The following is a 26,815-nucleotide window of genomic DNA, read 5'->3' as shown; positions in this document are numbered from 1 at the left end:
CAATAGTCTCGCTATTCCCTGCGTTTCATGCCTGATCTGCTCAGTTTTAGCCTACAGCGCAAACCATTTATGAAATATCAACAGCCCCTCAAGAACGCTATTTTTTTGCAGCGTTGCAGATTTTCAACACTCCGTTGCAGGAGGATACTTTTTTCGCTACATGCTGTTGTTTAGCATGCAAGCACACTATTCGCCTGAAACACAACATGAACAGTTCTCATTCATATTACACCCGTACCGCACAAGTTTTACATTGGCTCATGGCGATTATTTTTATTGCCGCATGGGCAATCGGTTTTTTCAGTGGCAACTTTTTGAGCTATGAAGCCGATGGCAGCTTCAAAGGTGATGTAATTACCCTGCATAAAAATGTCGCCACACCGATTATATTTTTATTGGTGATTCGCTTATTTTGGCGTTACACCCACCCTGCGCCACAACTGCCTGACAGCATGTCACCGTTGATGAAAACACTAGCGCATTTAGGACATCTAGGTCTGTATTTTATGCTGATTGCGATTCCAATCACGGGCTGTTTGTTTAGCTGGAGCGTGGGTAAACCTGTGCCTGTGTTGTATTTATTTGAAATTCCAGCCTTGGTGGATAAGAACCCCGAACTATTAGCAATTGTTAAACCTGTGCATACTTATTTGTCATGGTTTGCAGGGGCAATGGTGGTTGGGCATATGCTTGCAGCACTTAAACATCACTTTATAGATAAAGACGATGTATTGCGTAGTATGACGCAACAAGGTAAATAATTTTTAAAGCTTGAGTTTAAAGCGATTCAAATCGTTCTCCCACAAAAAAGCAGCTTAAATTAAGCTGCTTTTTTGTAGTCTAAGCTAATCTAAATTCAGTTTAACTCATCCCAATGCTTGAATTTGCTCAATCCATTTTTGCTTTTCTTCAGCCGAAATAAATGAAGCTTCAAAAGAATTAACCGCCAATTGTTTTAATTCAGCATTGCTTAAATCTAAAGCTTGGCTAATAGCAACAAAGTTATCATTCATATAACCACCAAAATAAGATGGATCATCTGAATTAACTGTCACTTTAACACCCTGCTGCAATAAACGGCGGATGTTGTGCTGTGCCATATCATCCACTACGCATAGCTTTAAATTACTCAATGGACAGACCGTGAGCGGCATTTTCTCTGCAATTAGACGTTGCATTAATACAGGATCTTCTTCAGAACGCACACCATGATCAATACGGTTTACTTTCAGTAAATCTAATGCTTCCCAAACATATTCGGCTGGCCCTTCTTCGCCTGCATGTGCCACGACTAAAAAGCCTGCTTCACGTGCTTTGGCAAAGACACGTTCAAACTTTGAAGGTGGATGTCCAACTTCGCTTGAGTCCAAACCCACTGCGATAATTTGATCTTTATAAGGCAAAGCCTGTTCAAGTGTGGCAAATGCTGCATCTTCGCTTAAATGACGCAAGAAACACATAATTAAATTTGAACTGATGCCTAATTTTGTTTGCGCATCATCACAAGCACGTTGTAAGCCATTAATCACGGTTGCAAATGCCACACCACGCTCGGTATGGGTTTGCGGGTCAAAAAACATTTCGGTATGTACCACACGGTCTTCAGCACATTTTTCAAAATACGCCCAAGCCAAATCGTAAAAATCTTGCTCATGCACCAACACTTGTGCGCCTGCATAATAAATATCTAAAAAAGACTGCAAGTTATGAAAGTTATAGGCTTGTTTGACTTCTTCTACGGACTGATAAGGGATGTCAATTTGGTTGCGCTGCGCAATAGCAAACATCAATTCTGGTTCAAAAGTACCTTCAATATGCACATGCAGTTCTGCTTTAGGTAATGCTCGGATTAGCTCAAGTTGATTCATGTTCTGTCCTTTTTGCTATTGAATGGGAGAGTTTCAAAAATTGATCAAAATAAAAAAGGGTGCAAACTGAGTTTACACCCCATTACCGTTTAAAATATTAACCGCCAAACATGGCAAATTTTAATGCCCAAAGTGCAGCAATAATCCAAACCATATAAGGTACAGACTTGGCTTTGCCTGTGAGTAGTTTAATCAGCGCATAGCTAATAAAGCCCATGGCGATGCCATCGGCAATGGAATAAGTAAATGGCATGAACACGAGGGTTAAGAAGGCAGGTACTGCTTCGGTGATGTCATCCCAATCAATATGCACAATGCCCTGAATCATCAATACACCCACAAATAACAAGGCAGGTGCTGTTGCAAAACCAGGTACCGATTGCGCGAGCGGCGCTAGAAATAAACAGGCAATAAACAACAAGCCAACAATCACAGCGGTTAAACCAGTACGACCACCCGCTGCAACACCTGCAGATGATTCAATATACGGCGTTGTTGAAGATGTACCCAATGCCGCACCTGCTACAATGGCAGAAGAGTCGGCAAAAAGCGCTTTTTTCAAACGAGGTAATTTGCCATCTTGTAACAAGCCTGCGCGGTGTGAAACACCCACTAAAGTGCCTGTAGAGTCAAATAAATCGACCAAGAAAAATACGAAAATTACACCAATTAAACTTGCTGTAAATAGACCTTCAAAGTCCATCTGCATAAAAGTAGGTGCAATAGATGGAATTTCACCAACCACTCCTTTAAATTCGCTTAGACCTAAAGCTGTTGAAATAGCAGTTAACACCAAAATACTGATGATAATTGCACCACGCACTTTAAAGTGATGCATCACCACCACCATTAAAAACCCCAATAGCGCTAAAAGTACAGTGGGTTGTTTTAAGTCACCTAAGCCCACCAAAGTCGCAGGATTATCGACAATAACACCAGCATTTTTAAGTGCGATTAAAGCAAGGAATAAACCAATACCACCGCCAATGGCTAATTTTAATGACATTGGAATGGCATTGACTATTGCTTCACGGATTTTAAACATGCTAATAGCAATGAAAATAATTCCTGATACAAAAACTGCTGCCAAAGCCGTTTGCCAAGGCACTCCCATGCCTAAACACACCGAGTAAGTGAAATAAGCATTTAGCCCCATGCCCGGTGCCAGTGCGATTGGGTAGTTAGCAACAATCCCCATCACTAGGCAGCCAATTGCTGCGGCTAAGCAGGTGGCGACAAAGACAGCTCCATGATCCATTCCTGTTTCAGATAAAATCATTGGATTGACAATAATGATGTAACACATGGTTAAGAAGGTGGTTACACCCGCCAAAATCTCGGTACGGAATGTGGTCTTGTTTTCGCTTAATTTGAATAAGCGCTCAAGCATTCCCGCTGAGGATGGATTAGGAGTCGTCATGACCTAGCCCCTGTAAATAAACTGAATTTGCAGTATGACTGAATTTTAAGTCAGCACTTAAAAGCCTGTGTTAGTTGCAACAATAGATTTGCCCAATAAGCATGTGAAATTACATGAAAAAGATAAACTTAATTCACAATCAAGCATTTGATTTTATCAAAATCAAAATTTCGGAATGCTAAATAAAAAAGCCGCATAAATTTTATGCAGCTTTGTTCATCTTTTTTTACTTCAACCACTCTCAAAAGTAATGCAATTGAGTTGTGATGAAGCAGTTTCAATTGGCAAATTATACCATAGGGATTTTTTAAAAATTCTAGTTTTTTGAATTAAAGATAAAATTTTACGATAAAGTGAAGCACACAAAAGTGTGATGAATAAAGCAATTACCACACATTATGTTAGAAATTTCTACGCTTATTCTGTGACTTGCAAAATCTGTGGTGTAGCCGCTTCTGTTTTTTCTAGCGATAAATTTGCAGATTCAGTCAAAACTTGGTTCAGTTCTGTCTGCTTTCGCGTTTCCTCTTCCAAGTAAACGAGATAACCTAATAAAACGACCAACACCACCAAAACTGGTACAAGAATGTGTTTCATGTCATTTACTTTTATTGAACAATTTTCATACATATTAGCAAAAATTATGCCTAGTGTAACTTTTAATACACCTTAATCAAAATTTTTGCTTCAACCATCAAACTTAATTCATCACATTAAGCCATTGTATGGATGGTATTTTTAAAGCGTTTCCAAGATACATAGAAAAAAATTGTTGCAATTGCGATTAGCCATAGAAACGAAGGCCAGACCACATCCAATCCTGCATTTCGGTATAAAATTGCTTGAGCCAATGTTACAAAATGCGTTGTCGGTGCAATCAGCATGATATTTTGAATGATTTCTGGCATGCTTTCTCTTGGTGTACTTGCCCCAGACAGCATTTGCAAGGGAATCAAAATAAGCATCATCAGCAAACCAAATTGCGGCATCGATTTAGACACGGTTGCCATGTATATACCCATTGAGGTTGTTGCAAATAAGGTCAGCAAGGCTCCAAAGAAAAATAACAGCAAACTTCCTTCTATGGGTACCTGTAATGCCCCCTGCACCACTACTTTTAAGCCTAAAAAAGCTGCTAAAAGCACCACAAGGCTCATCGATAAAACCTTTGCCAGCATAATTTCAAAAACCGTGACTAGCATAACCGTTAAATGCTTAATGGTGCCATGTTCTCGCTCACGAATCAGTGCACAAATGAAATGTGGAAAGAGGCTTCAAAGCTCTAGTGCAAAATAAAAACCAATTAGTGCAAAATAAGCCGAAAACTTACATGTGTACACCACTGTGTACATATTTTTAAACTATAAGCGAATTTATGTATCTTTAAGAAAAGCAATAAAAAAGCCCTAAATCGTTATAATTCAGAGCTTTATTACTTATATGAAGTTATGTAACAACATATAATTTTAATGTATTGGTAGGCATATCCAGACTCGAACTGGAGACCTCTACGATGTCAACGTAGCGCTCTAACCAACTGAGCTATACGCCTAAAGTGCTTCGCATCATATTCAGTTTTGATTTTTAAGACAAGTCCTTTCTGTGTTTTTTCAACACATCCGAGCAAGTTTTAAGCAAATCAAAAAACACCTGCTCTGAAACACTGTCATGTTCAGGCGCATAAGAATATTGTTGATAGCACACGCCTAAACGCTTAAATGCCTCTTGTTCATTTGCATCTACCTGCGCTGCTAAACGCTGCATCCACACACTCACTGTTTCTGCATCCTGTTTTTGCAACTGAGCGGGCAATCTTTTAGAAAATTTGTCTAAGGCACGATTTATGCGAGAACCTTGCTGACGTTTTTTCCAAAAAATCCAGCCAAAATACCCTGCTAAGATCATGAGAATACTTGAAACCAACACCGCTGCCAAAGCATAGTTTGAGTGCAGCCCTAAGCGTCCAAACCAGTGACGCTGTGACTCGGCATCATAACCCACGACCTTGCTTTGCCATTGATAACTTGCATAATCACTCCACACCCGTAAAGAACGAATAAAATTAGAATGTTGGTATTGCCACATTTGTGTGTCAGCACCCAAAACGGCCCGATCATCTGCCATTAGGTTTTGCATACCATCATCTATACGTTGAGGTGCAATGATGGCTGTCGGGTCTATGCGTACCCATTGTTGATTGAGCAACACTTCTGTCCAAGCATGTGCATCTTGCTGTCGTACTTCCCAGCTTTGTCCATCGGGTGCAAGTTCCCCACCCTGATAGCCCACGACTACACGCGCTGGAATCCCGACATAACGCATCAATAAGGCAAAACTTGAGGCATAATGTTCACAAAAACCTTGCTTACTCTGAAACAAGAATTCATCGACTCGGTTTTGTCCGAGCATTCCAGGTTTTAAGGTATAACTAAAGCCATTATTGCGATACCACTGCAATACATTCTGCACGTAGCGTTCAGGTTGTTGCTGACTTTGAGCAAACATCTGCAGGGCAAATTGCTGAGCTTTTGGGTCAGATTGCGTCTGTACCTGAACATTTAAACGCTGGCTAAAGCGTCGATAACGCTCGTTCTGTGCATCATCCCCTTGAATACGTGCGGATTCCCCAACCCACTGCAAAGCAATCGGTTGAATCCGACCATTTTGACGCTGTGGCACCATACTCCAATCACGGCGTAATACATAACCGTGTTGATTCGGTACAGATTTTTCCAGCGCCATAATCCACTGTGCACGTGGGTCTGCTGCAATATATTGATACTGAAAATCGACTTGCTCTGGCTGTAATTGTGCTGCCTGAACGGGTTGTTGATTGCTAAAATTGCTTGTCCATGTGCGACCATCATATTGATCAAGTACCATCGCCCGCCAATATAGTTTTGAACGTGGCGGCAGTTGCTGCATATTCCCCACAATACGAAATGCCAAAGCAGAAGATTGTGATAATTCGGCAATATCGCCCGGTGACATCGTGTCACTAATACCTGTCACGCCTTTGGCATCAGGAATAGGTACATGCCACAATGGCGGTAAACGTGGAAAGAATAAAAACAATAATAAAAAGAATGGCAAAGCGTATGCGATAAACTTGGCGACATTTTTAAGGTCATGCTTTGCATCTTGGCTGCTCGAATGACGCGACGCATAATCTGAAAATGCACTTTTTTGAATCCGATATAACCCAATTAAACAACTGATTAAACATAGAATGACCAACACGGTCATCCACATGCTTTGGCTGTATAAAAATGAACTGGCACTCACAAAGAGCGCAAAATTAAATAAAATAATCAGGTCGCGCTGGGTATGACTTTCTAAAGCTTTGGCAAACAAAAAGGTGCTTAATAAGGCAACACCAGCCTCTACGCCAATCAGGCTTTTATAACTCAGATAAATGCTGGCTAAGGCACAGCAGGTCAATCCATAAGTCCAAACTTTAGAAATACGCGCTGTCTTGTTTTTATAGTGACGATACAACAGCAACAACATGATGGCGAAAATGACGCTCAATGCCACAGGGCTAAACAGTATGTGAGCAGCCAAAATTAAGATCAGGCTAAGCAAAATAGATTGCTGAATTGAGTTGTGCATGATCGTCAAGCCTGTGCCAAAAGAATTTTTGCCTGTTTCAACTGCCGCTCACCTACGCCTTTTTCAAGGGTCGCATGTGGCAAAAACATCGCATAATTCAACTGTTGTTGTTCACATTGCTCGGCCAAACCCATCATCAAACTTAATTTTTCTTCGTGGGTCGGTGCAGGCATGTGTTCATAGTGAATGTCGATACTCTGTTGATCCTGATATTGTTCAAAAACTTTGACATATAAGCCTTGCCCTCGTGCCGCTTGCTTCCACGACACAGCTTGCAAAGAATCGCCCAATTGAAAATCACGCAGCTCACGAAACTCGTCTAAATCAGGTTGAAAGCTGTGTTGATGCTGTTTATTCTCTGCGCTATACATGGCGGCTTTGGGCGCAACCCACGCGGTACGTGTCAAATTCAAATAAGTCCACGCACGTACCAAGCCAAAAGGATAAACCGAATAAATGTGTAAATGAGGGAAATTAAACTGCCCACGTTGCTCCGCAAAAAATGTCAATACATACTGCTGCTGGGTGTCTTGAATAAGAACCTTTTCTAATTGATGATTGGCTTTAATCCATAAATAACGTGCCTGCGCGACCTCTTGTTTGAAATGCAATTGTAATTGCAATACTTCGCCCACTTGCCCAACTTCAGTAGTCACAATTTCTATCTCTAATTCATGCAACTGCTTAAAGGTCAAATAAAAGCTGATACATAAAATGGCGCTGATCAAAAAGCAAAAGCCTAAAATCAGGTTATTGCCATAATTCACACCTGCAATAAACGTGATTAAAATCAGCACTAAATACAGATAGCCCTGTTGGTAAATAAAAACCAAAATATCTTTTTGTTTTAAGGCCTTGTGTCGATCAAATTTAAAACGTGTCTTGATCCAGTTTTGCCATGCCTGCTTAAACATGCGTGTACTAACTCACTTTAACCTGTTGCATCACATGCAAAGTTTCTGCCTCACTCAATCCAATACGATGTGCGGCAACTGCCACAAATACCGCTTGAATATCATCGGCAGTGACAAAACTACGTTGCTCAATTAGAGCATGTGCTTGTGCTGCTTTTTTCAATGCCAAAACACCACGGGTAGATAATCCGTGACGCGCTTTACGGGTTTCTGTGGCTAAGTCGAGTAAGTAATCTAGCGCGGTATCTGACACATAAATTTCCGTGACCAATTGCTGTAAATTTAAAATTTCTGTTTCAGTAAAAATATGGGCCAAACTGGCAATCAGCGCATGTCTGGAGTTTTGTTGCAGCAACATTTTTTCAGCAAAACGCGATGGATAACCCAAAGACAGACGCATTAAAAAACGATCAAGCTGTGATTCTGGCAGCGCATAAGTACCACTTTGAAACAGTGGATTTTGTGTGGCAATCACCCAAAAAGGTTGCGGCAAGCTATAACGCACACCATCCACCGTAACCGCGCCTTCTTCCATCGCTTCCAACAAGGCACTTTGGGTTTTAGGCGAACAACGGTTAATTTCATCTGCCAATAAAATTTGGGTAAAAATAGGGCCTTGCTTAAACTCAAATTGATGTTCTTTTTGATTAAACATATTCACGCCAATCACATCACTGGCCAGCATGTCATTGGTAAACTGAATACGCTGAAATTGCAGACCCGCCAAGTGCGATAAGGCACTCGATAAAGTCGTTTTACCTAATCCGGGTAAATCTTCAAAAAGCACATGCCCGCCCGCCAACAAACAACTTAACGCCAATTTGGTCTGCTGTTCTTTATCTAAAATAATGGTATTAATTTCAGTCAAAAAAGCCTGAATTTTTCCAGCATAAGATTCAATCTGTGCATTGAGCTGTTGCTGCGCTTGCGTCAGTTGTTGTTTTTGAACTTTTTCTGTACCCCAAATCACAGTAAATCCCCTTATCCCCAATAAAAAACGGCGCATGTTTAAACATACACCGTTTTGCTAAATTTCCAAAGAAATCCTCGAGATATTCTAAACTGCCTAAAAAAGTAAGTTTTAAACAGCTCGTATCTCTATACGTTTCCATCGTGATACGGGATTAACACGGACACTTTTTCAAACCACCTTTTGCCGATGGATAACGCGCATCGACACAGTAGCGATAAAAAGTCTTCGGATCCATGGCTTCTAAATCTGGATGATGCTTACGCATGTGTTCCAAATAATTCTGATAATCGGGTACACCGACCATTAAACGAAAACTTTGTTGCAAACGCTGCCATAAAGTAGCGATACGCGACCAGTTTTTCGGATTCAGAATCAAATCCTTTTGCGACATGATGGTCATTTTAATGATGTTGTAAATCACCGTTTTACCCTGTTGGGTAAATTTAAGCTTAATCATGTGCTCACTCCTAATGACCACTATTCGGCTGAATCGTTTCAGGATCACGATAAATCGCTTCAGCTTCATGTACAGTTGGTGTTGGACTTGCCAAGGCACGACGAATCACCCCAATGGCAGCGAACAACATCACAAATGCCACAATCATAAAGAAACCACATAACACGGCATTAATTTGATTGGACATGACAATGGTTTGCATTTCAGTCACTGTTTTTGCAGGTGCTAAAATTTCATTGCGTTGAATTGCAGCATTGAAACGATCTGCTTGCGCCAAGAAACCAATTTTGGGATTGTCGTGGAAAATCTTTTGCCAACCTGCAGTCATTGAAGTAATGAACAAGAAAACTGTAGGGATAATCGTCACCCAAACATATTTTTCTTTTTTCATTTTAAACAGAATCACTGTACCTAAAATGAGCGCCATCGCTGCCAAAATTTGGTTACCAATACCAAATAGAGGCCATAAGCTATTAATACCGCCTAAAGGATCGACCACGCCTTGATAGACGAAGAAGCCCCAACCAGCCACCGCAACTGCTGTGCCAAGCAAGTTACCAAAGAAGTTATGTGAATTTTTCACTGCAGGAATAACAATACCTACAGTATCTTGCACCATAAAACGGCAAGCACGTGTGCCTGCATCTACTGCAGTTAAAATAAATAAGGCTTCAAATAAAATGGCAAAGTGATACCAGAATGCCATCATTGAGCGGTTATTAAAAATCTCGGTGATGATATGTGCCATACCAATTGCAAACGTTGGCGCACCACCCGTACGTGACAGAATCGAGCTTTCACCGACTTCTTTTGCCAAAATGGTTAAAGCCTCAGGAGTCACTACAAAGCCTAAATTTCGTACCGCTTCTGCTGCACTTTCCACCGTTGTACCTAAAACTGCAGTGGGTGCATTAATGGCAAAGTACACGCCTGGGTCTAGCACCGTGGCACAAATCATTGCCATGATTGCCACGAAAGACTCCATCAACATGCCGCCATAACCAATCATCCGAATGTCTTTTTCGTTATTGACTAGTTTTGGCGTCGTACCTGAAGACACTAAGGCGTGGAAACCTGAAATCGCACCGCAGGCAATGGTAATAAATAAGAATGGGAACAATGAACCCGCAAATACTGGCCCTGTACCATCAATAAAATGGGTCACCGCAGGCATCTTCATTTCAGGCATTGCAAACACAATCCCGACAGCCAAACCCGCAATAACACCAATTTTTAAGAACGTCGATAAATAATCACGTGGCGCCAATAACAACCACACTGGCAAAACTGAAGCAATAAAACCGTAGGCAATTAAACACCACGTTAATTCTGTGCCACTTAAAGTAAATAAAGGCCCCCAGAATGGATGCTGTGCAACATTTTCACCATAAATAATACCCATCATCATCAGGACAAAACCAATAATGGAAACCTCAGCAATTTTCCCTGGGCGAATAAAACGCATATAAATGCCCATGAAAATCGCAATTGGGATGGTGGCTGCAATACTAAATACGCCCCACGGACTATTGGTTAAAGCTTTCACGACAACCAAAGCGAGTACGGCAAGAATAATCACCATCACGCCCAGCGCACCCAGCATGACAATCACACCAGCAAATGAACCCAACTCTTGTTTTGCCATTTCTCCCAAAGAACGCCCATCACGACGTGTAGAAATAAACAAAACCAAAAAGTCTTGGACTGCACCTGCCAACACCACCCCGACTAAAAGCCAGATCGTGCCGGGTAAATAACCCATTTGTGCTGCAAGAATAGGCCCAACTAAAGGGCCTGCACCTGCAATCGCGGCAAAGTGGTGACCAAATAACACACTTTTATTGGTGGGCACATAATCTAAACCGTCAGCCAAACGATGTGCGGGCGTTAAGCGTCGCTCATTTAACTCAAATACTTTGGTGGCAATAAATAAACTGTAGAAGCGGTATGCAATGCTATAGACACAGACCGCAGCTAAAACTAACCAGACTGCATTGATGTGTTCGCCTCTACTGACTGCCAATATCCCAAAAGATACTGCACCCAATATAGCGACCAAAAGCCATATAATTTTTGAAGTCAGACCTGACTTCGGTTGAACTGTTTCCATGTCAATCTCTCTTCTTGTTACATTTTTTAAGCGTTACTTTTATTGTCGAGATTTAGGGGCTGTAGACACTTCGTCTATGTTTGCGACTACGCATATTTTTTAACTGATATAAGGCATGAGGCAGGAAATTTAGTCATTCTAAATGACTGACTCATAACGAAATAGCAGCAAAAAAATATGCTTGTCCTTCGCTGCGCCTTGCACTGCAAACAAAGCAGTGCTTGTTTTTGCTAAGGCTGTGGCTAAAACTTTCTCAGATTGCGTTATGAAACTTGGCAATAGTCTCGCTATTCCCTGCGTTTCATGCCTGATCTGCTCAGTTTTAGCCTACAGCGCAAGCCATTTATGAAATGTCTACAGACCCTTGCTTTAATTCCTAAATCCTTGGTTGATCCTGCTCCTTTTATTTTGATGTCTGCTGCCCTTACATCCATAGTGTGCGCTACCGTACACTTAAATGGAGCACCAACAGTTTCCTATACTTTTCACCTATTCTTTTACCACATAATCAAATCAACAAAAAAGGGGGATGACGCGAATCATCCCCCTCTTTTACTTATGATTTATCAATAAATCATTATGCGCGTTCTAGGTATTCACCTGTACGTGTATCTACACGAACGCTTTCTTCTTGCTGTACGAATAAAGGAACACGTACCACTGCACCTGTTTCTAATTTCGCTGGTTTACCGCCACCACCAGAAGTATCGCCACGTACACCCGGATCAGTTTCGACAATTTTTAATACCACGAAGTTTGGTGCGTTTACAGTTAAAGGCACACCGTTAAACAACATAATGGTACATTTTTCGTTTGAATCATCTTTTAACCATTTTGCAGCATCGCCCATTGCGGTTTTGTCAGCAGCAATTTGCTCAAAAGATACAGGATCCATGAAGTTCCACATTTCGCCATCGTTGTAGAGGTATTCCATTTCTACTTCTACAATGTCAGCTGCTTCTAGTGAATCACCAGACTTAAATGTTTTTTCTAAAACTTTACCAGAACGAAGGTTACGAAGTTTTACGCGGTTAAACGCTTGACCTTTACCTGGCTTTACATATTCATTTTCCATGATTGAACATGGGTTACCATCAAGCATAACCTTAAGGCCTGACTTGAAATCATTCGTAGAATAATAGGCCATGACTGGCACACTCCAAACTGACTAACTTAACTATTTATGTTACAAAGCAAATGACCAACGCAGCTTTGCGATGCTCGCCATCTTGCAACATCTTTTTTCATCGGACGTATTGTAAATGAGCAAGCCATAACGAAGCAATGAAAATCCACTACCGATCACCTCAAGATATCGGTAAAATCAGCTGTTTTGTAATGATTCTGATTCAAAGCGATTAATCATTCGCGGCATTCACGCTCAATGAACAAAGAATTCATCTACGCTAAATAGATGTGTACTTGGTTCCTTTCACCTCATATTTAAATCTTTTCTGGCATGATCAACTACCTGTACCAAGAACAAAACTGGCAATCTCAACTCAGTGACTTGATCACCGACCCACGCGAATTGTTAAATATTTTAGAGCTGTCTGAACAGCAGTTGCTGTCAGGTGCTTTACTGGCATCCAATCAGTTTAAATTGCGTATCCCGCGTGCATTTGTGGCCAAAATGCAAAAAGGCAATCCACTCGATCCTTTACTGTTACAGGTTCTGCCGCATCATTTAGAACTGGAAGATCATCCTGGATTTGTGACCGACCCTTTGGGTGAGGAACAAGCCAATCAACAACCTGGAGTCTTACACAAATATAAATCACGCTTTTTGCTGACCTTGACTGGTGCTTGCGCAGTACATTGTCGTTATTGTTTCCGCAGGCACTTTCCTTATCAGGAAAATCTGCCAAAAACTGAAGACTGGGACAATATCCGTAATTACATTGAAAGTCAGCCCGATATTAATGAAGTGATTTTAAGTGGTGGCGACCCGCTCACTTTGTCAAATCGTAAATTAAATATCTGGATTGAGCGATTGGCGTCTATTCCGCAAATAAAATTTTTGAGAATTCATTCACGAGTTCCGATTGTTATTCCCAACCGTGTCGATGAATCGCTGATTTCCTTACTAAAAAATAGTAGGCTGCGTATTATTCTAGTGGTACACTCGAACCACGCATCAGAATTAGATGACTTTACCTGTTCGCAACTTGCCAAGTTAGTCGAACAAAACATCACCGTTCTGAATCAAGCAGTCTTATTAAATGGGGTCAATAATTCTGCTCAGGTCTTGGTCGATTTAAGCTATCGTCTTTTTGATGCGGGGGTGATGCCTTACTATTTACACGTGTTAGATAAAGTAAAAGGAGCTCATCATTTTGATTTAATGCCGCAAGACATTGATCACATCTATAAAGAGCTTTTAGCGAACTTACCCGGCTATTTAGTTCCTAAACTCGTTAGGGAAATTGCGGGCGAAAAAAACAAGACACCGCTTTTTGGGGTTTCAACTTATTGAGTTAAATAACAATCATGAATATGAATACTTCAGATCTTTTTCTAGTTCCCAGCGAACTAAAGCTGGAGCAATTGAGTTTTTGTCAAAATACGGTTAAAAGCATTCAGGCATGGGCAGCGGATTTATCCATTTTACAATTGGGTGATTCTTCCCAAGCTCTATTTAATGCACTTTTAGAAATTTCAGAACTGAAATGTCAGGAAACATTACGTTTTGACTTAATTCAAGCTATTCATCCGACACTTGAAAATGTGCTTACCAGTCTGGAAAAGCATTTTTTCAACCAGGCTTTGATTAGTAATGACCGCAACGATCATATTATTGAACTCGCGCTGTTATTACGCAGTCATTTCGCCAAAGTCTATATTAATATTTCCCGACGTAGCCACCAACAACTCACCCAACAAAAATTTTCTTTATTTGCCTTTAATTTAAAAAAGAACTTACAAACTGCACGAGTTCTATCTAGCTATTATGCTTTACAACAATTAGCTCTACTGCGCTATCAACAACACATGCTTTATAGCCACGCCTTGCCAAATCAGTGGTTAATTGCACACCAACTTTTAGATACAGCCATTCAACAACATTATTATTTAAATAATATTAATCAGTTACAAGGCACACAACATCAACTGATTAATATTGCTCAAGCCTATGCACAGCTGATTTTATTGGAAATTTTCAATACCCATCAAATTCGACCTGCAGAAATTCAAGGCTTATATCTCTGTAGCTTTGATTGGGCAAAACTGATTCAAGTTTTACCCAAAGAAACGACGCTTTCACGTTATGTGGTCGATGCAAGCAAAGATCATCCACCTATTTACAATACGCACCAAAGCCAAGGTTTTCATGCCAATATTTTTATTGCAACTCAACCCCTACTCGATCATTTAAATGAAGTTCAAGGTCGTAAAGGTGAACATTTATCACGCAATGAAAAGCTATTCTTAACCCCTGCTTTGCATTTCCATTTGCACAATATTTTGACCAATACAGCAGAACGTGTGCATGAGCGTTATGAATATTCGGCACGGATTAAAATTTGCTTTGGTTTGACTGTGGCACATTTTTATCTGTCTAATGGTAAAAACTTCAATGAAACGCTGGCTTTGGGCGATAACTACCAATTCCAGAATGAAAGCCAGTTTATCAATGCCATGCATACCAACTCTACGGTAGATATTAGCGCTGTTAAAACCTTAGACCGTGAAGCCAAACAAATTTACAATGCCGATGTTTTAGATATTAGTGTCAACGGCTATCGTATTAAATGGACGGGTGAAACACCGAAAAACCTTAAAACAGGTGAATTTATTCTGGTTCAGGAAAATAGCCAAAGTCCGTGGCGTGGTGGTGTCATTCGCTGGATTAAACAATCTGCTGAAAAAAGCTTAGAACTTGGCTTGGAAATTTTAACCCAAGATATTTACCCTTGTGCTGTTTTTGTTAAAACAGATCGGCATACAGGACATTATCATCCAGCATTATTGGTACAAAGTACGCAGGTCAATGAAGTCAATACCTCATTGATTTTGCCAAGTCTGCAATTATTACGTGACAAACAAACCGTACAGCTACGTTTAGGTGAAGAAGAACTAAAAGTGTTCTTAATTAAGCCGTTATTGATTACCCAAAGCTTTATGCGCTTTGATTTTGAGTTGTTGAATGACCAACAACAGCCTTTACTTGATGGTTTTATTCAGAAACAAGTGAATGAAGTTAAAAATCACGATTTATGGGAAGCATTAAAGTGAGAAATCCATTATTGTCTAAAAAGCTCAAACGTACCGAAACACGTTTACTCATAATCGATGACAACCAAATACGTTTTAATCAAATTTGTGAACAACTCACTGCAAATGAGCACCGTGTTCAGGCTTATCTATTAGATGACATTAAAAACTTTGAAAAACAATTACATTTAACTTGGGATTTGGTGATCTTTGGTCGTGCTTATGACCTAAAAGTCGATCAGGCACTCACTTTAATTCGTGCATCACAGCAACCAAATTTACCGCTACTTTTGCTCAAACCAGACGATTACGATGCCACGCAATACACCAGTTATGTGCGCAAAGGCATCTATGACATTATCAATTTAGATTACCCCGAACGCTTCTATTTTGGCTTAATTCGCGCACTGTCTTTTAGTCGCTTACAGCAGTCACAAGAACAACTTATGACTGAACTGGAAAATGCACAATCACAAGCTCAGGCGTTGGTCGAAGACAGTAGCAAAGCAGTAGCCATTATTCAGGAAGGAATTCATGCACAAGCCAATGCTGAATATTTACAGCTATTTGGTTTAAAAAGTGAAGATGACCTTATTGGCTTGCCATTATTGGATTTATTGCAACCGCAAGATATTACAGATTTTAAATTCCGCTTTAAGAAAGTCAGTCAAGGACAATTTGAACACGGCCGTTTTGATATTCATAGCCAAAACCCGCTTCTGGCAAAACAAAACCCGCTCAAAATTGAATTTGTTGGAGCAGCTGACGACGCCATACAAATCACCATAGATATTGAAAATACGGCGCAAAATACTGTCCCTGCTCAAACGACAGCAGACAAAGCAGCGGCAAAACCAAGCACATACCAATTGGTAAATCGCACTTTAGCCAAACAGCCTTCTAGTGCCAATGCTTTGGTGGTGTTTTCTTTGGCGAACTGTCCTGAATCAATTTTCCAAGCCGACTGGCAAACCACAAAAAATTACTTTACCAACATTCAAAATTTTTTAAAAGAACAGACCAATGTACCATTATTTAATGTGAGTAATGGTTTAGTGGTTGGTTTGTTCCAAGCAGAATCGCCTGCAATTTTAGAATCGAAACTGATTGGCTTAAATTCACTCACGAAACCGCAATTACTTACGGTAGATCAACATACTTACCCACTTAATTTGCGTATTGGTTATGTGCCATTCACTCCAGACATTCAAAATGAAAGCAGTTTTGAGCAACTGATTAGCCAAGGTTTTGCCAACGCATTACCACAACAGCAAGAACAACATAACTCAGGTTTAACCTTAGACTTGTCCTTTGGTGAATCTAACTTAAATGTAATTGAATCTGCTGCAGCTGTACCACAATCGTATAGTGAATCTGCGATTATTGCAGCGATACGTCAAAGTCTTGATCGTGGTGAAATTCATCTGAAGTATCAACAACTTTATGATAAGCAAGACACCAATTTATATACCTATGAAGTAACTAGTGGCTTTATTTTCAATAGTGAATGGAAATCACTGACAGGCTTAATAGATTTGGCTGAAGACCCAGAATTATCCATTAAACTGGATCGTTGGATTTTGGTCGAAGCTTGTAAACAATTGCACAACTTCATCACCCAATATCCTGAAGCGAAGCTGATTATCAATTTAAACAAATTTGTTTTATTACAAGACCGCAGCTTCCCTGAGTTTGTGTCTAAACTGATAACGATTATTGGTAGCCGCCTCAGCCATCCATTAATTTTGCAATTCTCTGAAGAAGACATCAGCCAAAACTTAGGTGATGCGCAGAAACAAATCAGTTTATTACGTCAGCACGGCGCTGAAATTTCTCTGCGTGATTTTGGTCATTCGATTTATAGTGAATCTATCTTGAAACAAGTCGATATTCACTACTTGACCTTGCACAGTGCACTGACTGAAAAACTGGCTGCTGATGACTCGACGCAAGAATTACAGGAACAATTGAGCATTTATAGTGAAATTAAACCTGTAGAAGTGTTATTGCGTGACTTAAATGATATGAACCTGTTTGCGAATGCGTGGAATGTCGATGCGCGCTTTATTCAGGGTGATTATTTCCAGAAAAAACTCGATCATTTAATTGATGTGCAAGACCAATAATGTCTTGTGCATTAGGGTCTATTTGTAGACCCTAAAATTTAAGGCACAAAAAAACGGGCAATTGCCCGTTTTTTTCGTACTGGATATTAACGTTTGATAGAACGTGACATACCAGCAAAACGTTGTTTGAACTTGTCGATACGACCGCCAGTGTCAACGTTCTTTTGCTTACCAGTGTAGAACGGGTGGCATGCAGAACATACGTCAAGATAAAGAGTTTCTTTACCAACTGCTGAACGAGTTTCGATTACGTTACCGCAAGAACAAGTTGCAACTAATTTTTCATATTTTGGGTGAATATCGGCGCGCATCGTCGATTACTCCTAAGATTTAAGAAGGCTTAAGCTGTCATCGCAATTGGTCACTCTCATTAAAAAAATGAGGACATGCTTTAAAAGCAGACCAACACCACAACAGACCATTCTTTTGGCCCACCGAGACGGATACCGTCAGAGCTAAGCACAACAAGTTGGGCAATATTATACGGAATAAAATATTTTAAAGCTAATTATTCTTAGGAATTTAATTCCTGAGGTTCAGTCGAATCGGGCTGCTTTTCGAGATAATTGGCTATCACACCGCACACCATCAACTGAATTTGATGGAAAATCATGATCGGTAAAACAATCATCCCCAACGGCTGCCCAATAAATAAAATTTGCGCCATCGGTACACCACTGGCTAAGGTTTTTTTGGAGCTACAAAAAAATGCGGCAATTTGGTCTTCACGTGCAAAACCCAACCATTGCGGCACAACCCACGCCAACCACATCACAAGGGTCAATAACACGGAACAAGCAATAATCAACAGCAATAAAGTCATACCACTAACTTGATGCCACAATCCTGCTACCACTGCCCCACTAAATGCACCATAAACCACCATCAAAATCGAACCCTGATCAAATACCTTGACCAGCTTTGGTAATTTCAACATCTGAGGAAAAACATAAGGACGTAATAACTGCCCCAAAATAAATGGCACCAATAACAATAAAGTAATTTGAATAATCGAATTTGTCGGGTCAAAACCGTGTTCAGACTGCCCTAAAATAAAGATGCCTACTAAAACTGGGGTAATAAACATCCCAATTAAATTAGAGAATGACGCACTGCAGACTGCGCTGGCAACATTGCCTTTTGCCACTGACGTAAAGGCAATTGAAGATTGCACGGTTGAAGGCAAAAAGCACATGAACAAAAAGCCCCAATACAGCTCCTGCCCGAGCATTGGCACTAGAATTGGCTTTGCCAGCAAACCTAAAATTGGGAATAACGCAAAGGTAAAAGTAAATACCAACGCATGCAATTTCCAATGCATCATGCCCTGAATGACAGCTTCACGTGATAATTTCGCCCCATGCAAAAAGAATAAGATTGCAATGGCAACTGTCGTAATCACACTAAAAACTTCGGCTGCTTGCCCTGACACAGGCACGACACTGGCGAGGATGACCATCACAAACAAAAGAATGGTAAAGCGATCCAATGCCAATAACTTCAACATAAACACATCCTGTATATTCTTTTACTGTTGCAAAAAAGCCCAGCAATTTTTACCTTTCGATAAAGGTATATTACTGAGCAATATTCAAAAAGCGAGCATTTTCAGGCGATGTTCAATATTTTCAAAATGAATACTGAACAACATTCAGTTTATTGCGCCATAAAGGTTTGGTTTTTACTGCTTCACTGATGAAGACTTAGTTATTACGTGCGTTCTGATCTTGCTGAATCAATTCAACTTTATAACCATCTGGGTCTTCAACAAAAGCAATGACAGTTACACCACCTTTCATTGGCCCTGCTTCACGTACCACATTGCCGCCGCGCGCTTTAATTTCTTCACATGCTTTGTAGGCATCGTCTACCGCAATTGCAATATGACCATAACCATTGCCCAAATCATAGCTGTCTGTATCCCAGTTATGCGTCAACTCCAAAACGGTGTGATTTTCTTCATCGCCATAGCCTACAAAAGCAAGGGTAAAACGACCTTCTTCATAATCACGCTTACGCAGCAAAGTCATGCCTAAAACTTCTGTATAAAATTTTAATGATTGCTCTAAATTACCTACACGTAACATGGTATGCAGCATGCGCATGTCATTCATCCTTTTGTTCAATCGGTTTTGCTTGTATGTGTTGATGGTCACCTAACAATTTCGCCACCCACACCACTAAAATTAAAATAGGGATTCCAATTAAAGTAGTCATGAGGAAAAAGTTCGGATAACCAATATTGGTCACTATAGTACCAGAATAACCACCTAAAATCTTAGGGGTCAGAGTCATGAGTGAGCTAAAAATAGCATATTGCACAGCAGTAAATGACACACTGGTTAAACTGGATAAAAATGCGATAAAAGCCGCACCTGCCAAACCTGAAGCCAAGTTATCGACAATAATCGCAAAATATAACCATGCTGTACTATATGGTTTAATCACCTTGCCCTGAATTTCAACCATATTGTTTGAAGATGATTGAACGATCGGCAAAGGTTGTATATCTACATCCAAAGCATTGCCTTCATGTGTGTTTAAATCGACCTGATAGGTTTGGCTGTGTTGTTGTACAGTTTGCTGTCCATTTAATAATACAGCTTGCAGTTGTTTACTTGGTGAGTCTGCCAAAAGCTGCCCTGCAATCGCTGCCGTAAAAATTCCTTGTGCATCTAGTTTTGCATCAAAATTTTGACCATCTAGCTGCAGTACAATTTTTTGCTGTTCGGTTAAGGCAGGCCCTGCATATTGCCCACGTACGACAATACTGTTGCTGGCTTCATTTTCGCTAATACGATTATCCGAAGTCAGTGGTAAAAACTGGAGTTGTGCAGTTTCAATCTCAGTTTGGTGCAAATACGGCATCGACACTAAACGTGACGGCGTATCGCCCGTTTGGTATTGCGCACGTACCTGAATTTCATCCTGTGTTGCTAAAACCTGACTAGGCACAGCCACTTTCCAATATCCAACTTCATCGGCCTGGGTTTGATATTGTTGCTGCCCCACAGAAACTTGCACATCGCTCAGTTGCTGTCCTGACTTCACCAGACCAATAAAAATAAGATTGGTGGATGATGCCAACACCGCGCCAACAAACATTAATTTCATAATGTTCATACGCTGTGCCAGTAAACCGCCCAAGAAGCCACCCACTAAACTGAAAATGACCCCATAAACCTTAACCGCTTCGGCAATTTGTTCTTTGCTAAAGTTCAAATCCTGATAGAACACATTGGAAATTACACCTGCAATAATGTCTGAAACTCGATAAAAACCAATCAAGAGTAATAACACCAGTGCCAGTTTCATGCCGTAGCGTTTAAAGAAATCTGCAACAGGATGCACCCATGTTTCAAATGCCATCTGTTTATTGACTGCGCCCAATTTGACCAAAATTGTGCCCATGCCTACAGCAGCCGCACCCGATGCAATAAAACGTAAAGCTTCTATAGAAAATAATAAAAATGCATCTTTGAGTTGGAATTGTTGTTTTAAGGCTTCGGTAAAATTACCCGAAAAGACGTAGCACAATACAAAACTGAATACCGCAACAAAAAATACTGTCACCAGACGAAAATAGTCGCGTCGTTGATAATGTTTGCTGACCCGATTCACTTGCGGTTCACGAATCACCAAAGTCGTGATAATGCCAATCAGCATCACCGCAGCCATCGCCAAATAAGTAATTTTCCATGCACTATAAATATAGTTGCCTTTAGCAGTACCTAAAGATGCAGCCAAAAATAAAGCACCTGCCCCTGCAACAATCATCCCAATGCGATAGCCCGCGTTATAAGTCGATGCCAACACGGTTTGCATTTGAGTTTCAGCCAATTCGATACGGTAAGCATCAATCACAATGTCTTGCGTGGCTGCAGAAAAGCCTAGTAATACTGCACCCAATGCCATTTGATATAAATGTGCCTGCCCCAAAGCTGGGTCAGAAAATGCCATGACTGCAATTGCACAGACTATTAAACATTGAGCAATGAGCAGCCATGCCCGACGTCGCCCTAGTTTTTTGGTTAAATAGGGTACGGGTAATTCATCAATCAATGGTGCCCAAACAAATTTAAAGGAATAACCTAGAGCAGCCCAACTAAAGAAAGTGACCGCACTTTTGTCAATGCCTGCTTCGCCCAACCACAAAGATAGACTGGAAAAAATCAGTAAAATTGGAATACCTGCAGAGAAGCCCAAAAACAGCATGATCAGCGCACGACGGTCTAAAAATGCCGTAAATGCTGCTTTCCACCCTGTATTTTGTGCTGAAGTTTGCCCAGTCTGTTGTGTGGTCATTCGATTATTATTTTCTATCAAGTCAAATTGTTGTTATTCAATCGCGGAATAGCTTCTGTTTCAACAGTATTTATGAAATTATCCACAACAGCCTTGTCATTTTGTAGTAAAAATTACGGCTTAGCTTGAATTTTCCGCTTAAACCTGTATACCTTTAAACTTCTAACTGCAATATTTCGTTTTGGATTTCTACAGTGACCCAAAGACTTGATCAAATCACCCCATCAATGACAACCAACACAACAACAGCAGCGCAAGATGAACAACAACCGCTTCTCAGCTCTGCCTTTGAACAAAGCGAAATACAAACGACCTTAGAAAATACGCAACTCAAAGCAACACAACTAACCCATATTCCAAATTACGATAACATTCCCGCTTCGACCCGACGCATTAAACCGCTGAATAATTTTTTAGGACAAGATCGGGCACGTGCTTCGGTGGAAGCAGGTATTTCCCTGCCATATTCTGGCTACAATATTTTTGCAGTGGGTACAGCAGGATTAGGCAAACGCACCATGGTCAAGCGTTTGTTACAGCAACATGCCAAGAGCATGCCCACACCGAATGACTGGGTTTATGTCAATAATTTCAAACACCCACGCCAACCGATTGCCTTACAACTGCCTGCAGGTCAAGCGCCTAAATTTCAAAGTTTGCTACATCAAACTTGGCAAACCATTTTAAAGCAACTCGAACGTCGCTTTACCGCAGAAACCTATCACAACCGCATTGAAATGATTCGTCAGCAAGCGGGTGATGAACAGCAACAAGCCTTGATTGAGCTGACCAGTGAAGGTGAAGAACTCGATTTAAAACTGATTGCGCAGGAAGATGAACATTGCTTTGTGCCCGTGCATCTGAAAAATGACAAAATGCAGGAAATGTCTAAGGAAGATATTAATGCTTTAGACAGCAAAGCCCGTGCAGAAATTGCTTCCAATATTCGTTATATGAATAAAAAACTGGAGCGTTTGGGTTTGCATTTAGGCGATTTAGAAGATGATGCACGTGACAAAGTACAAGACCTGAACCGCGATATTGCCAAACAAGTGGTAATGCCACGCATTGACATTATTCAAAATAAATATCCTAGCGTCGAAGGTTTAACTGAATATTTACAATACTACGCCGAAGACATTATTAATAATGTCGAGTTTGTTTTAGAACAGGAAGAAGATGATTTCCGTCCTGGCACCTTTAGCCGTATTCCTGCGCGCTACCAAGCCAATATTATTGTGACGCACAAACCCAACAGCGGTGTACCTGTTATTTTTGAAGATTTTCCAACCCATTACAATTTATTGGGGCATGTAGAACAACTCACGCAAAACGGCACCATTACCACTGACTTCACCTTAATTCGTGCAGGTAGCTTACATAAAGCCAATGGCGGCTTTTTGATGCTCGAAGCAGAGCAGTTACTGGAACAGCCTTATGCATGGCAAGGACTGAAACGCGCTCTAAAATCGGGGCAATTAAAACTTTCATCTTTGGAGCACATGCTGACGCTAACAGGCAGCATTTCCATTGAACCGCAAGCCATTCCATTAAATATTAAAGTGATCTTACTGGCAGAGCCTGAAATTTATTACGAAATTTTAGAGCTAGAACCTGAACTTGGTAGCGTTTTTAAAATCCGTGCCGACTTTACCGATACATTACAACGTAATGACGAAAACGAGCAGGCATATATGCAGCTGATTGCCGACTATGTGCAATCTGACAAATTATTACCATTTGACCGTTCTGCTTTGGCGGCTTTACTGACTGACTCAAGCCGTCAAGCTGAAGATCAAAGCTCCCTCTCCTTACATGCCCTCACCCTGGGGGATTTAATTCGTGAATCGCATCACCATGCGGCACAGGCGGGCGATAAAACGGTTTCCGAACAACATATCAATACTGCACTGGATCATCGTAAATACCGCTTAGGCTATTTAAGAGAACTGTACTGGCAAGATTTATCGCGCGGTACGCAGTTGATTGAAACTCGTGGACACCGTTTGGGGCAAATCAATGCCTTGTCGGTCATTCACTATGCCGATGTCGAATTTGGTCTGCCTTCGCGCTTAACTGCCTCAGTCTATCAAGGTGGCGGCGATATTTTAGATATTGAACGCAGTGTTGAACTTGGCGGTTCTTTACATGCCAAAGGTGTGTTGTTGATGGCCAGTTTCCTCAAAGCACATTTTGGTCGTGAGCAAATTTTGCATTTTTCTGCTGCCCTCGCCTTTGAACAAAGTTATGGTCAGGTCGATGGCGACAGTGCAACGGTAGCTGAGCTTTCAGCTTTGATTTCTGCAATTAGCCAACTACCTATTGACCAATCTTGGGCCATTACAGGTTCAATGAACCAACTTGGTCAAGTACAGCCAATTGGTGGCGTGAATGCAAAAATTGAAGGTTTCTTTGATGCCTGCAAACTGCAAGGTTTAACTGGCAAGCAAGGCGTGATTATTCCGCGTCAAAATATGCAGCACCTCATGTTACGTAAAGACGTGATTGAAGCCGTAGAACAAGGTCAATTCCACATTCACGCCATTGATACCATTGATCAGGCCTTAGAAATTTTAATGGCACGTCCTGTGGGTAAACTCACTAAAAAAGGACGTTACAGTAAAGGTTCAATTTACGCTGCAGTGATGGAACAACTTGAGTATTGGCAAGCCATTGAAGATGGTGCCGAAATTGAAGAAGAGCCGAAGAAAAAGAAAAAGTCCAAGAAAGAAAAGGACAAAAAGGACTCAGAGAAAAAGGACAAAGCGCAAAAAGCCAAGAAAAAACAGAAATCGGCTGAACCATCTGATGCGGCAACTTCTGATGAAGTCACTGCTGAGTCGGCTGAAACTGCTGAACTTGCAACTGAAAGCCCTGCGGTAAACTAAACGCAGTAATTCGAGTCAGCTATTCAAGTTAATTCTAGATATAAAAAAAGCGCCAAGGCGCTTTTTTTATATCAACTTTTTTGTATGGATGACTTTGGTCTAGTGTGACCCAAGTCCAATACTTTAAGCTTCAGGTGCTGGGCTGTATTGCTCAACTAAAGGCTTTAACTCACCTTTCTGGAACATATCCAACATAATATCGCTACCACCAATCAACTCACCGTTAATCCACAATTGTGGGAAAGTTGGCCAGTTCGCAATTTTTGGCAAAGTGGTACGAATATCCTGATTTTCTAAAATATTCACATAAGCAAAAGGACGACCAATTTGACTGAGTGCTTCTACTGCGCGCGCAGAAAAACCGCATTGTGGAAATTGTGGTGTGCCTTTCATGTAAAGAAGAACAGCATGTTTAGCAATTTGTTCACGAATTAACGCTTCGGTATCGCGTACTTGTTCAGTCATTGGTAAATCCTCAACTCATCTGTGTGGCATTATACCCAAAACCGAGCAAAACAGTACGTCTAAAGCAATAAATCCAATTTTATTTACAATTAGGCTTTTCATCTGCAGTAGATTTTGCTTATATAAGTTTTTCCCTCCAACCTAACAGATAAGAGTTAGTCATGAATAACATTACCCTTGCTCCTGTGCAAACTGATCAACCATCACATTTGATGCCTGTATTTGGCCGTCAGCCGATCAGCTTTGTCCGCGGTCGAGGTTCTTATCTTTATACTGAAGATGGCACAGAATATTTAGATGCACTTACAGGCATTGCCGTTTGTGGTTTAGGTCATGCACACCCTGCGATTACTGAAGCAATTGCCGATCAGGCGGCTACTTTAATTCACACCAGTAACTTGTTTGAGGTGCCATGGCAAACTGCTGCTGCACAAAAACTAGCTCAAGTTGCAGGCATGGAAGAAGTGTTCTTCTCAAACAGTGGTGCAGAATCTAACGAAGGCGCAATTAAAATTGCACGTAAATTTGGTCACATGCAAGGCGTAGCCAATCCTAAAATTATTGTTGCAGATCACTCTTTCCACGGTCGTACTTTGGCTACCCTATCTGCAACTGGCAATAAAAAAGTTCAGGAAGGTTTTGCACCTTTGGTGGAAGGCTTTATTCGCGTACCTTTTGGTGATGTTGAAGCCATTGAAGAAGCTGCGATTCAGCATCCAGACATTGTGGCAATTTTGGTTGAACCGATTCAAGGCGAAGGTGGTGTTAATACAGCGCCACAAGGCTTTAGCTACCTAGAAGACATCCGCCGTATTTGTAATCAGCACAATTGGTTGATGATGCTTGATGAAGTACAAACAGGTAATGGTCGTACAGGTAAATTCTTTGCCTACCAGCACACCAATATTGTGCCTGATGTATTGACTACAGCGAAAGGTTTGGGCAATGGCTTCCCAATTGGCGCAGTCATGACTCAAGGTCGTGGTGTGGGCGTTCTTACTGCTGGTAATCATGGCTCAACCTACAGTGGTACAGCTTTAGGTTCACGCGTGGTTTACACTGTTATTGACACCATTCAGAAAGAAAATTTGGTAGAAAATGCTGCACAAATGGGTGGCTATATTGTGACGCAATTGCGTCAACAACTCGCAGACCAAAATGTGACTGTGCGTGGCTTTGGTTTGATGATTGGCATTGAATTACCAAAACCATGTGCAGAATTGGTAGATATTGCTCGTGATGAATACAAAATGATCATTAACGTCACTGCAAGTTCTGTGGTGCGTTTATTGCCAACATTAAATATTACTCAAGCTCAGGCAGATCAATTAATTGAGCGCTTGGTCAGCATGATTAAAAAATTCTTGGCATAAATTCTATGCCCTACCGAAAAAGCCGCAGTTTAAACTGCGGCTTTTTATTTATTATTTATAATTGTGTGAAACTCAAAATACTTAACCGT

21 protein-coding genes and 1 tRNA gene are annotated in these 26,815 nt (G+C 40.8%); 6 read left to right on the top strand and 16 right to left on the bottom strand.

Annotated features, from left to right (window positions below):
* Positions 1–206 precede the first annotated feature (206 nt).
* Positions 207–761, top strand: a complete 555-nt coding sequence (locus VF675_RS04085) for a cytochrome b (RefSeq protein ID WP_440204817.1) — start codon at positions 207–209, stop codon at positions 759–761.
* A 105-nt stretch (positions 762–866) separates the two neighbouring features.
* On the opposite strand, the gene VF675_RS04080 is transcribed toward VF675_RS04085, so the two are convergent.
* From VF675_RS04080 to efp, 11 genes are all read right to left on the bottom strand, one after another.
* On the bottom strand, positions 867–1,868 hold the full coding sequence (locus VF675_RS04080; RefSeq protein WP_440204816.1) for an adenosine deaminase: 1,002 nt from the start codon (positions 1,866–1,868) through the stop codon (positions 867–869).
* Between the two features lie 97 nt (positions 1,869–1,965).
* On the bottom strand, positions 1,966–3,288 hold the full coding sequence (locus VF675_RS04075) for an NCS2 family permease (protein ID WP_178318482.1): 1,323 nt from the start codon (positions 3,286–3,288) through the stop codon (positions 1,966–1,968).
* 417 nt (positions 3,289–3,705) lie between these two features.
* Complete coding sequence (locus VF675_RS04070; RefSeq protein WP_180064512.1) at positions 3,706–3,885, bottom strand: hypothetical protein; 180 nt, start codon at positions 3,883–3,885, stop codon at positions 3,706–3,708.
* A gap of 116 nt (positions 3,886–4,001) precedes the next feature.
* Positions 4,002–4,532 carry an ABC transporter permease gene (locus VF675_RS04065; RefSeq protein WP_440204819.1) on the bottom strand — a complete coding sequence of 177 codons (531 nt, stop codon included), beginning with the start codon at positions 4,530–4,532 and terminating at the stop codon, positions 4,002–4,004.
* Between the two features lie 231 nt (positions 4,533–4,763).
* A tRNA-Val gene (locus VF675_RS04060) sits at positions 4,764–4,840 on the bottom strand.
* A gap of 32 nt (positions 4,841–4,872) precedes the next feature.
* Complete coding sequence (locus VF675_RS04055; RefSeq protein WP_440204815.1) at positions 4,873–6,900, bottom strand: transglutaminase family protein; 2,028 nt, start codon at positions 6,898–6,900, stop codon at positions 4,873–4,875.
* A 5-nt stretch (positions 6,901–6,905) separates the two neighbouring features.
* The gene (locus VF675_RS04050; RefSeq protein ID WP_167845921.1) at positions 6,906–7,814 is read right to left on the bottom strand and encodes a DUF58 domain-containing protein; all 909 of its coding nucleotides are present in this window, start codon (positions 7,812–7,814) and stop codon (positions 6,906–6,908) included.
* A gap of 7 nt (positions 7,815–7,821) precedes the next feature.
* The gene (locus VF675_RS04045; protein ID WP_178318525.1) at positions 7,822–8,781 is read right to left on the bottom strand and encodes an AAA family ATPase; all 960 of its coding nucleotides are present in this window, start codon (positions 8,779–8,781) and stop codon (positions 7,822–7,824) included.
* Positions 8,782–8,938: 157 nt separating this feature from the next.
* The gene (locus VF675_RS04040) at positions 8,939–9,244 is read right to left on the bottom strand and encodes a YbdD/YjiX family protein (RefSeq protein WP_440204814.1); all 306 of its coding nucleotides are present in this window, start codon (positions 9,242–9,244) and stop codon (positions 8,939–8,941) included.
* 10 nt (positions 9,245–9,254) lie between these two features.
* Positions 9,255–11,354 carry a carbon starvation CstA family protein gene (locus VF675_RS04035; RefSeq protein ID WP_440204813.1) on the bottom strand — a complete coding sequence of 700 codons (2,100 nt, stop codon included), beginning with the start codon at positions 11,352–11,354 and terminating at the stop codon, positions 9,255–9,257.
* Positions 11,355–11,931: 577 nt separating this feature from the next.
* Complete coding sequence (gene efp, locus VF675_RS04030) at positions 11,932–12,501, bottom strand: elongation factor P (RefSeq protein WP_004971615.1); 570 nt, start codon at positions 12,499–12,501, stop codon at positions 11,932–11,934.
* Positions 12,502–12,813: 312 nt separating this feature from the next.
* On the opposite strand from efp, the gene epmB reads away from it, so the two are divergent.
* From epmB to VF675_RS04015, 3 genes are read left to right on the top strand one after another with little or no spacing between them, the layout of a single operon-like run.
* Positions 12,814–13,830: an EF-P beta-lysylation protein EpmB gene (epmB, locus tag VF675_RS04025; protein ID WP_096901068.1), complete on the top strand. Its 1,017-nt coding sequence runs from the start codon at positions 12,814–12,816 to the stop codon at positions 13,828–13,830.
* A gap of 14 nt (positions 13,831–13,844) precedes the next feature.
* Entirely contained in the window at positions 13,845–15,590 is a 1,746-nt protein-coding gene (locus VF675_RS04020) for a hypothetical protein (protein ID WP_004971620.1), read from the top strand.
* Positions 15,572–17,695: an EAL domain-containing protein gene (locus VF675_RS04015; protein ID WP_004971622.1), complete on the top strand. Its 2,124-nt coding sequence runs from the start codon at positions 15,572–15,574 to the stop codon at positions 17,693–17,695. Before VF675_RS04020 ends, VF675_RS04015 begins: the two co-directional genes overlap by 19 nt.
* An 86-nt stretch (positions 17,696–17,781) precedes the next feature.
* Here the strand turns inward: VF675_RS04015 and rpmE are convergent, their stop codons facing one another.
* The 4 genes from rpmE to VF675_RS03995 all read right to left on the bottom strand — a co-directional run bounded on the left by rpmE (position 17,782) and on the right by VF675_RS03995 (position 22,000).
* On the bottom strand, positions 17,782–18,006 hold the full coding sequence (rpmE, locus tag VF675_RS04010) for a 50S ribosomal protein L31 (protein ID WP_004971624.1): 225 nt from the start codon (positions 18,004–18,006) through the stop codon (positions 17,782–17,784).
* A 203-nt stretch (positions 18,007–18,209) separates the two neighbouring features.
* Positions 18,210–19,208, bottom strand: coding sequence for a bile acid:sodium symporter family protein (locus tag VF675_RS04005; protein ID WP_171062555.1), 999 nt, complete (start codon positions 19,206–19,208; stop codon positions 18,210–18,212).
* Between the two features lie 190 nt (positions 19,209–19,398).
* On the bottom strand, positions 19,399–19,800 hold the full coding sequence (gloA, locus tag VF675_RS04000; protein ID WP_004971627.1) for a lactoylglutathione lyase: 402 nt from the start codon (positions 19,798–19,800) through the stop codon (positions 19,399–19,401).
* Between the two features lies 1 nt (position 19,801).
* Positions 19,802–22,000 carry an AmpG family muropeptide MFS transporter gene (locus tag VF675_RS03995; protein ID WP_440204812.1) on the bottom strand — a complete coding sequence of 733 codons (2,199 nt, stop codon included), beginning with the start codon at positions 21,998–22,000 and terminating at the stop codon, positions 19,802–19,804.
* A 194-nt stretch (positions 22,001–22,194) separates the two neighbouring features.
* On the opposite strand from VF675_RS03995, the gene VF675_RS03990 reads away from it, so the two are divergent.
* Positions 22,195–24,888, top strand: a complete 2,694-nt coding sequence (locus VF675_RS03990; protein WP_440204811.1) for a Lon protease family protein — start codon at positions 22,195–22,197, stop codon at positions 24,886–24,888.
* 123 nt (positions 24,889–25,011) lie between these two features.
* Here the strand turns inward: VF675_RS03990 and grxD are convergent, their stop codons facing one another.
* Positions 25,012–25,353 (bottom strand): Grx4 family monothiol glutaredoxin, encoded by a 342-nt coding sequence (grxD, locus tag VF675_RS03985; protein WP_019837647.1) that lies wholly within the window; start codon positions 25,351–25,353, stop codon positions 25,012–25,014.
* Positions 25,354–25,514: 161 nt separating this feature from the next.
* Here grxD and VF675_RS03980 point away from each other — a divergent pair, with 161 nt between their 5' ends.
* The gene (locus tag VF675_RS03980; protein WP_440204810.1) at positions 25,515–26,726 is read left to right on the top strand and encodes an aspartate aminotransferase family protein; all 1,212 of its coding nucleotides are present in this window, start codon (positions 25,515–25,517) and stop codon (positions 26,724–26,726) included.
* Positions 26,727–26,815: the final 89 nt, after the last annotated feature.

Source organism: Acinetobacter sp. Lyrl_1, assembly GCF_051948795.1.
In the GTDB taxonomy this organism is placed as follows: Bacteria; Pseudomonadota; Gammaproteobacteria; order Pseudomonadales; family Moraxellaceae; genus Acinetobacter; species Acinetobacter towneri.
Note: the sequence above shows the minus strand (reverse complement) of the source record. Positions and strands in the feature narration are given on the sequence as shown.

What these genes read in the sequence shown, in the direction of transcription:
- rpmE (WP_004971624.1), bottom strand. Translation starts at nt 18,006, where the DNA reads ATGCGCGCCGATATTCACCCAAAATATGAAAAATTAGTTGCAACTTGT.
- epmB (WP_096901068.1), top strand. Translation starts at nt 12,814, where the DNA reads ATGATCAACTACCTGTACCAAGAACAAAACTGGCAATCTCAACTCAGT.
- VF675_RS04040 (WP_440204814.1), bottom strand. Translation starts at nt 9,244, where the DNA reads ATGATTAAGCTTAAATTTACCCAACAGGGTAAAACGGTGATTTACAAC.
- VF675_RS04070 (WP_180064512.1), bottom strand. Translation starts at nt 3,885, where the DNA reads ATGAAACACATTCTTGTACCAGTTTTGGTGGTGTTGGTCGTTTTATTA.
- efp (WP_004971615.1), bottom strand. Translation starts at nt 12,501, where the DNA reads ATGGCCTATTATTCTACGAATGATTTCAAGTCAGGCCTTAAGGTTATG.
- VF675_RS04080 (WP_440204816.1), bottom strand. Translation starts at nt 1,868, where the DNA reads ATGAATCAACTTGAGCTAATCCGAGCATTACCTAAAGCAGAACTGCAT.
- gloA (WP_004971627.1), bottom strand. Translation starts at nt 19,800, where the DNA reads ATGCGCATGCTGCATACCATGTTACGTGTAGGTAATTTAGAGCAATCA.
- VF675_RS04055 (WP_440204815.1), bottom strand. Translation starts at nt 6,900, where the DNA reads ATGCACAACTCAATTCAGCAATCTATTTTGCTTAGCCTGATCTTAATT.
- VF675_RS04075 (WP_178318482.1), bottom strand. Translation starts at nt 3,288, where the DNA reads ATGACGACTCCTAATCCATCCTCAGCGGGAATGCTTGAGCGCTTATTC.
- VF675_RS04085 (WP_440204817.1), top strand. Translation starts at nt 207, where the DNA reads ATGAACAGTTCTCATTCATATTACACCCGTACCGCACAAGTTTTACAT.
- VF675_RS04050 (WP_167845921.1), bottom strand. Translation starts at nt 7,814, where the DNA reads ATGTTTAAGCAGGCATGGCAAAACTGGATCAAGACACGTTTTAAATTT.
- VF675_RS04020 (WP_004971620.1), top strand. Translation starts at nt 13,845, where the DNA reads ATGAATATGAATACTTCAGATCTTTTTCTAGTTCCCAGCGAACTAAAG.
- VF675_RS04035 (WP_440204813.1), bottom strand. Translation starts at nt 11,354, where the DNA reads ATGGAAACAGTTCAACCGAAGTCAGGTCTGACTTCAAAAATTATATGG.
- VF675_RS03980 (WP_440204810.1), top strand. Translation starts at nt 25,515, where the DNA reads ATGAATAACATTACCCTTGCTCCTGTGCAAACTGATCAACCATCACAT.
- VF675_RS03995 (WP_440204812.1), bottom strand. Translation starts at nt 22,000, where the DNA reads ATGACCACACAACAGACTGGGCAAACTTCAGCACAAAATACAGGGTGG.
- grxD (WP_019837647.1), bottom strand. Translation starts at nt 25,353, where the DNA reads ATGACTGAACAAGTACGCGATACCGAAGCGTTAATTCGTGAACAAATT.
- VF675_RS04015 (WP_004971622.1), top strand. Translation starts at nt 15,572, where the DNA reads ATGGGAAGCATTAAAGTGAGAAATCCATTATTGTCTAAAAAGCTCAAA.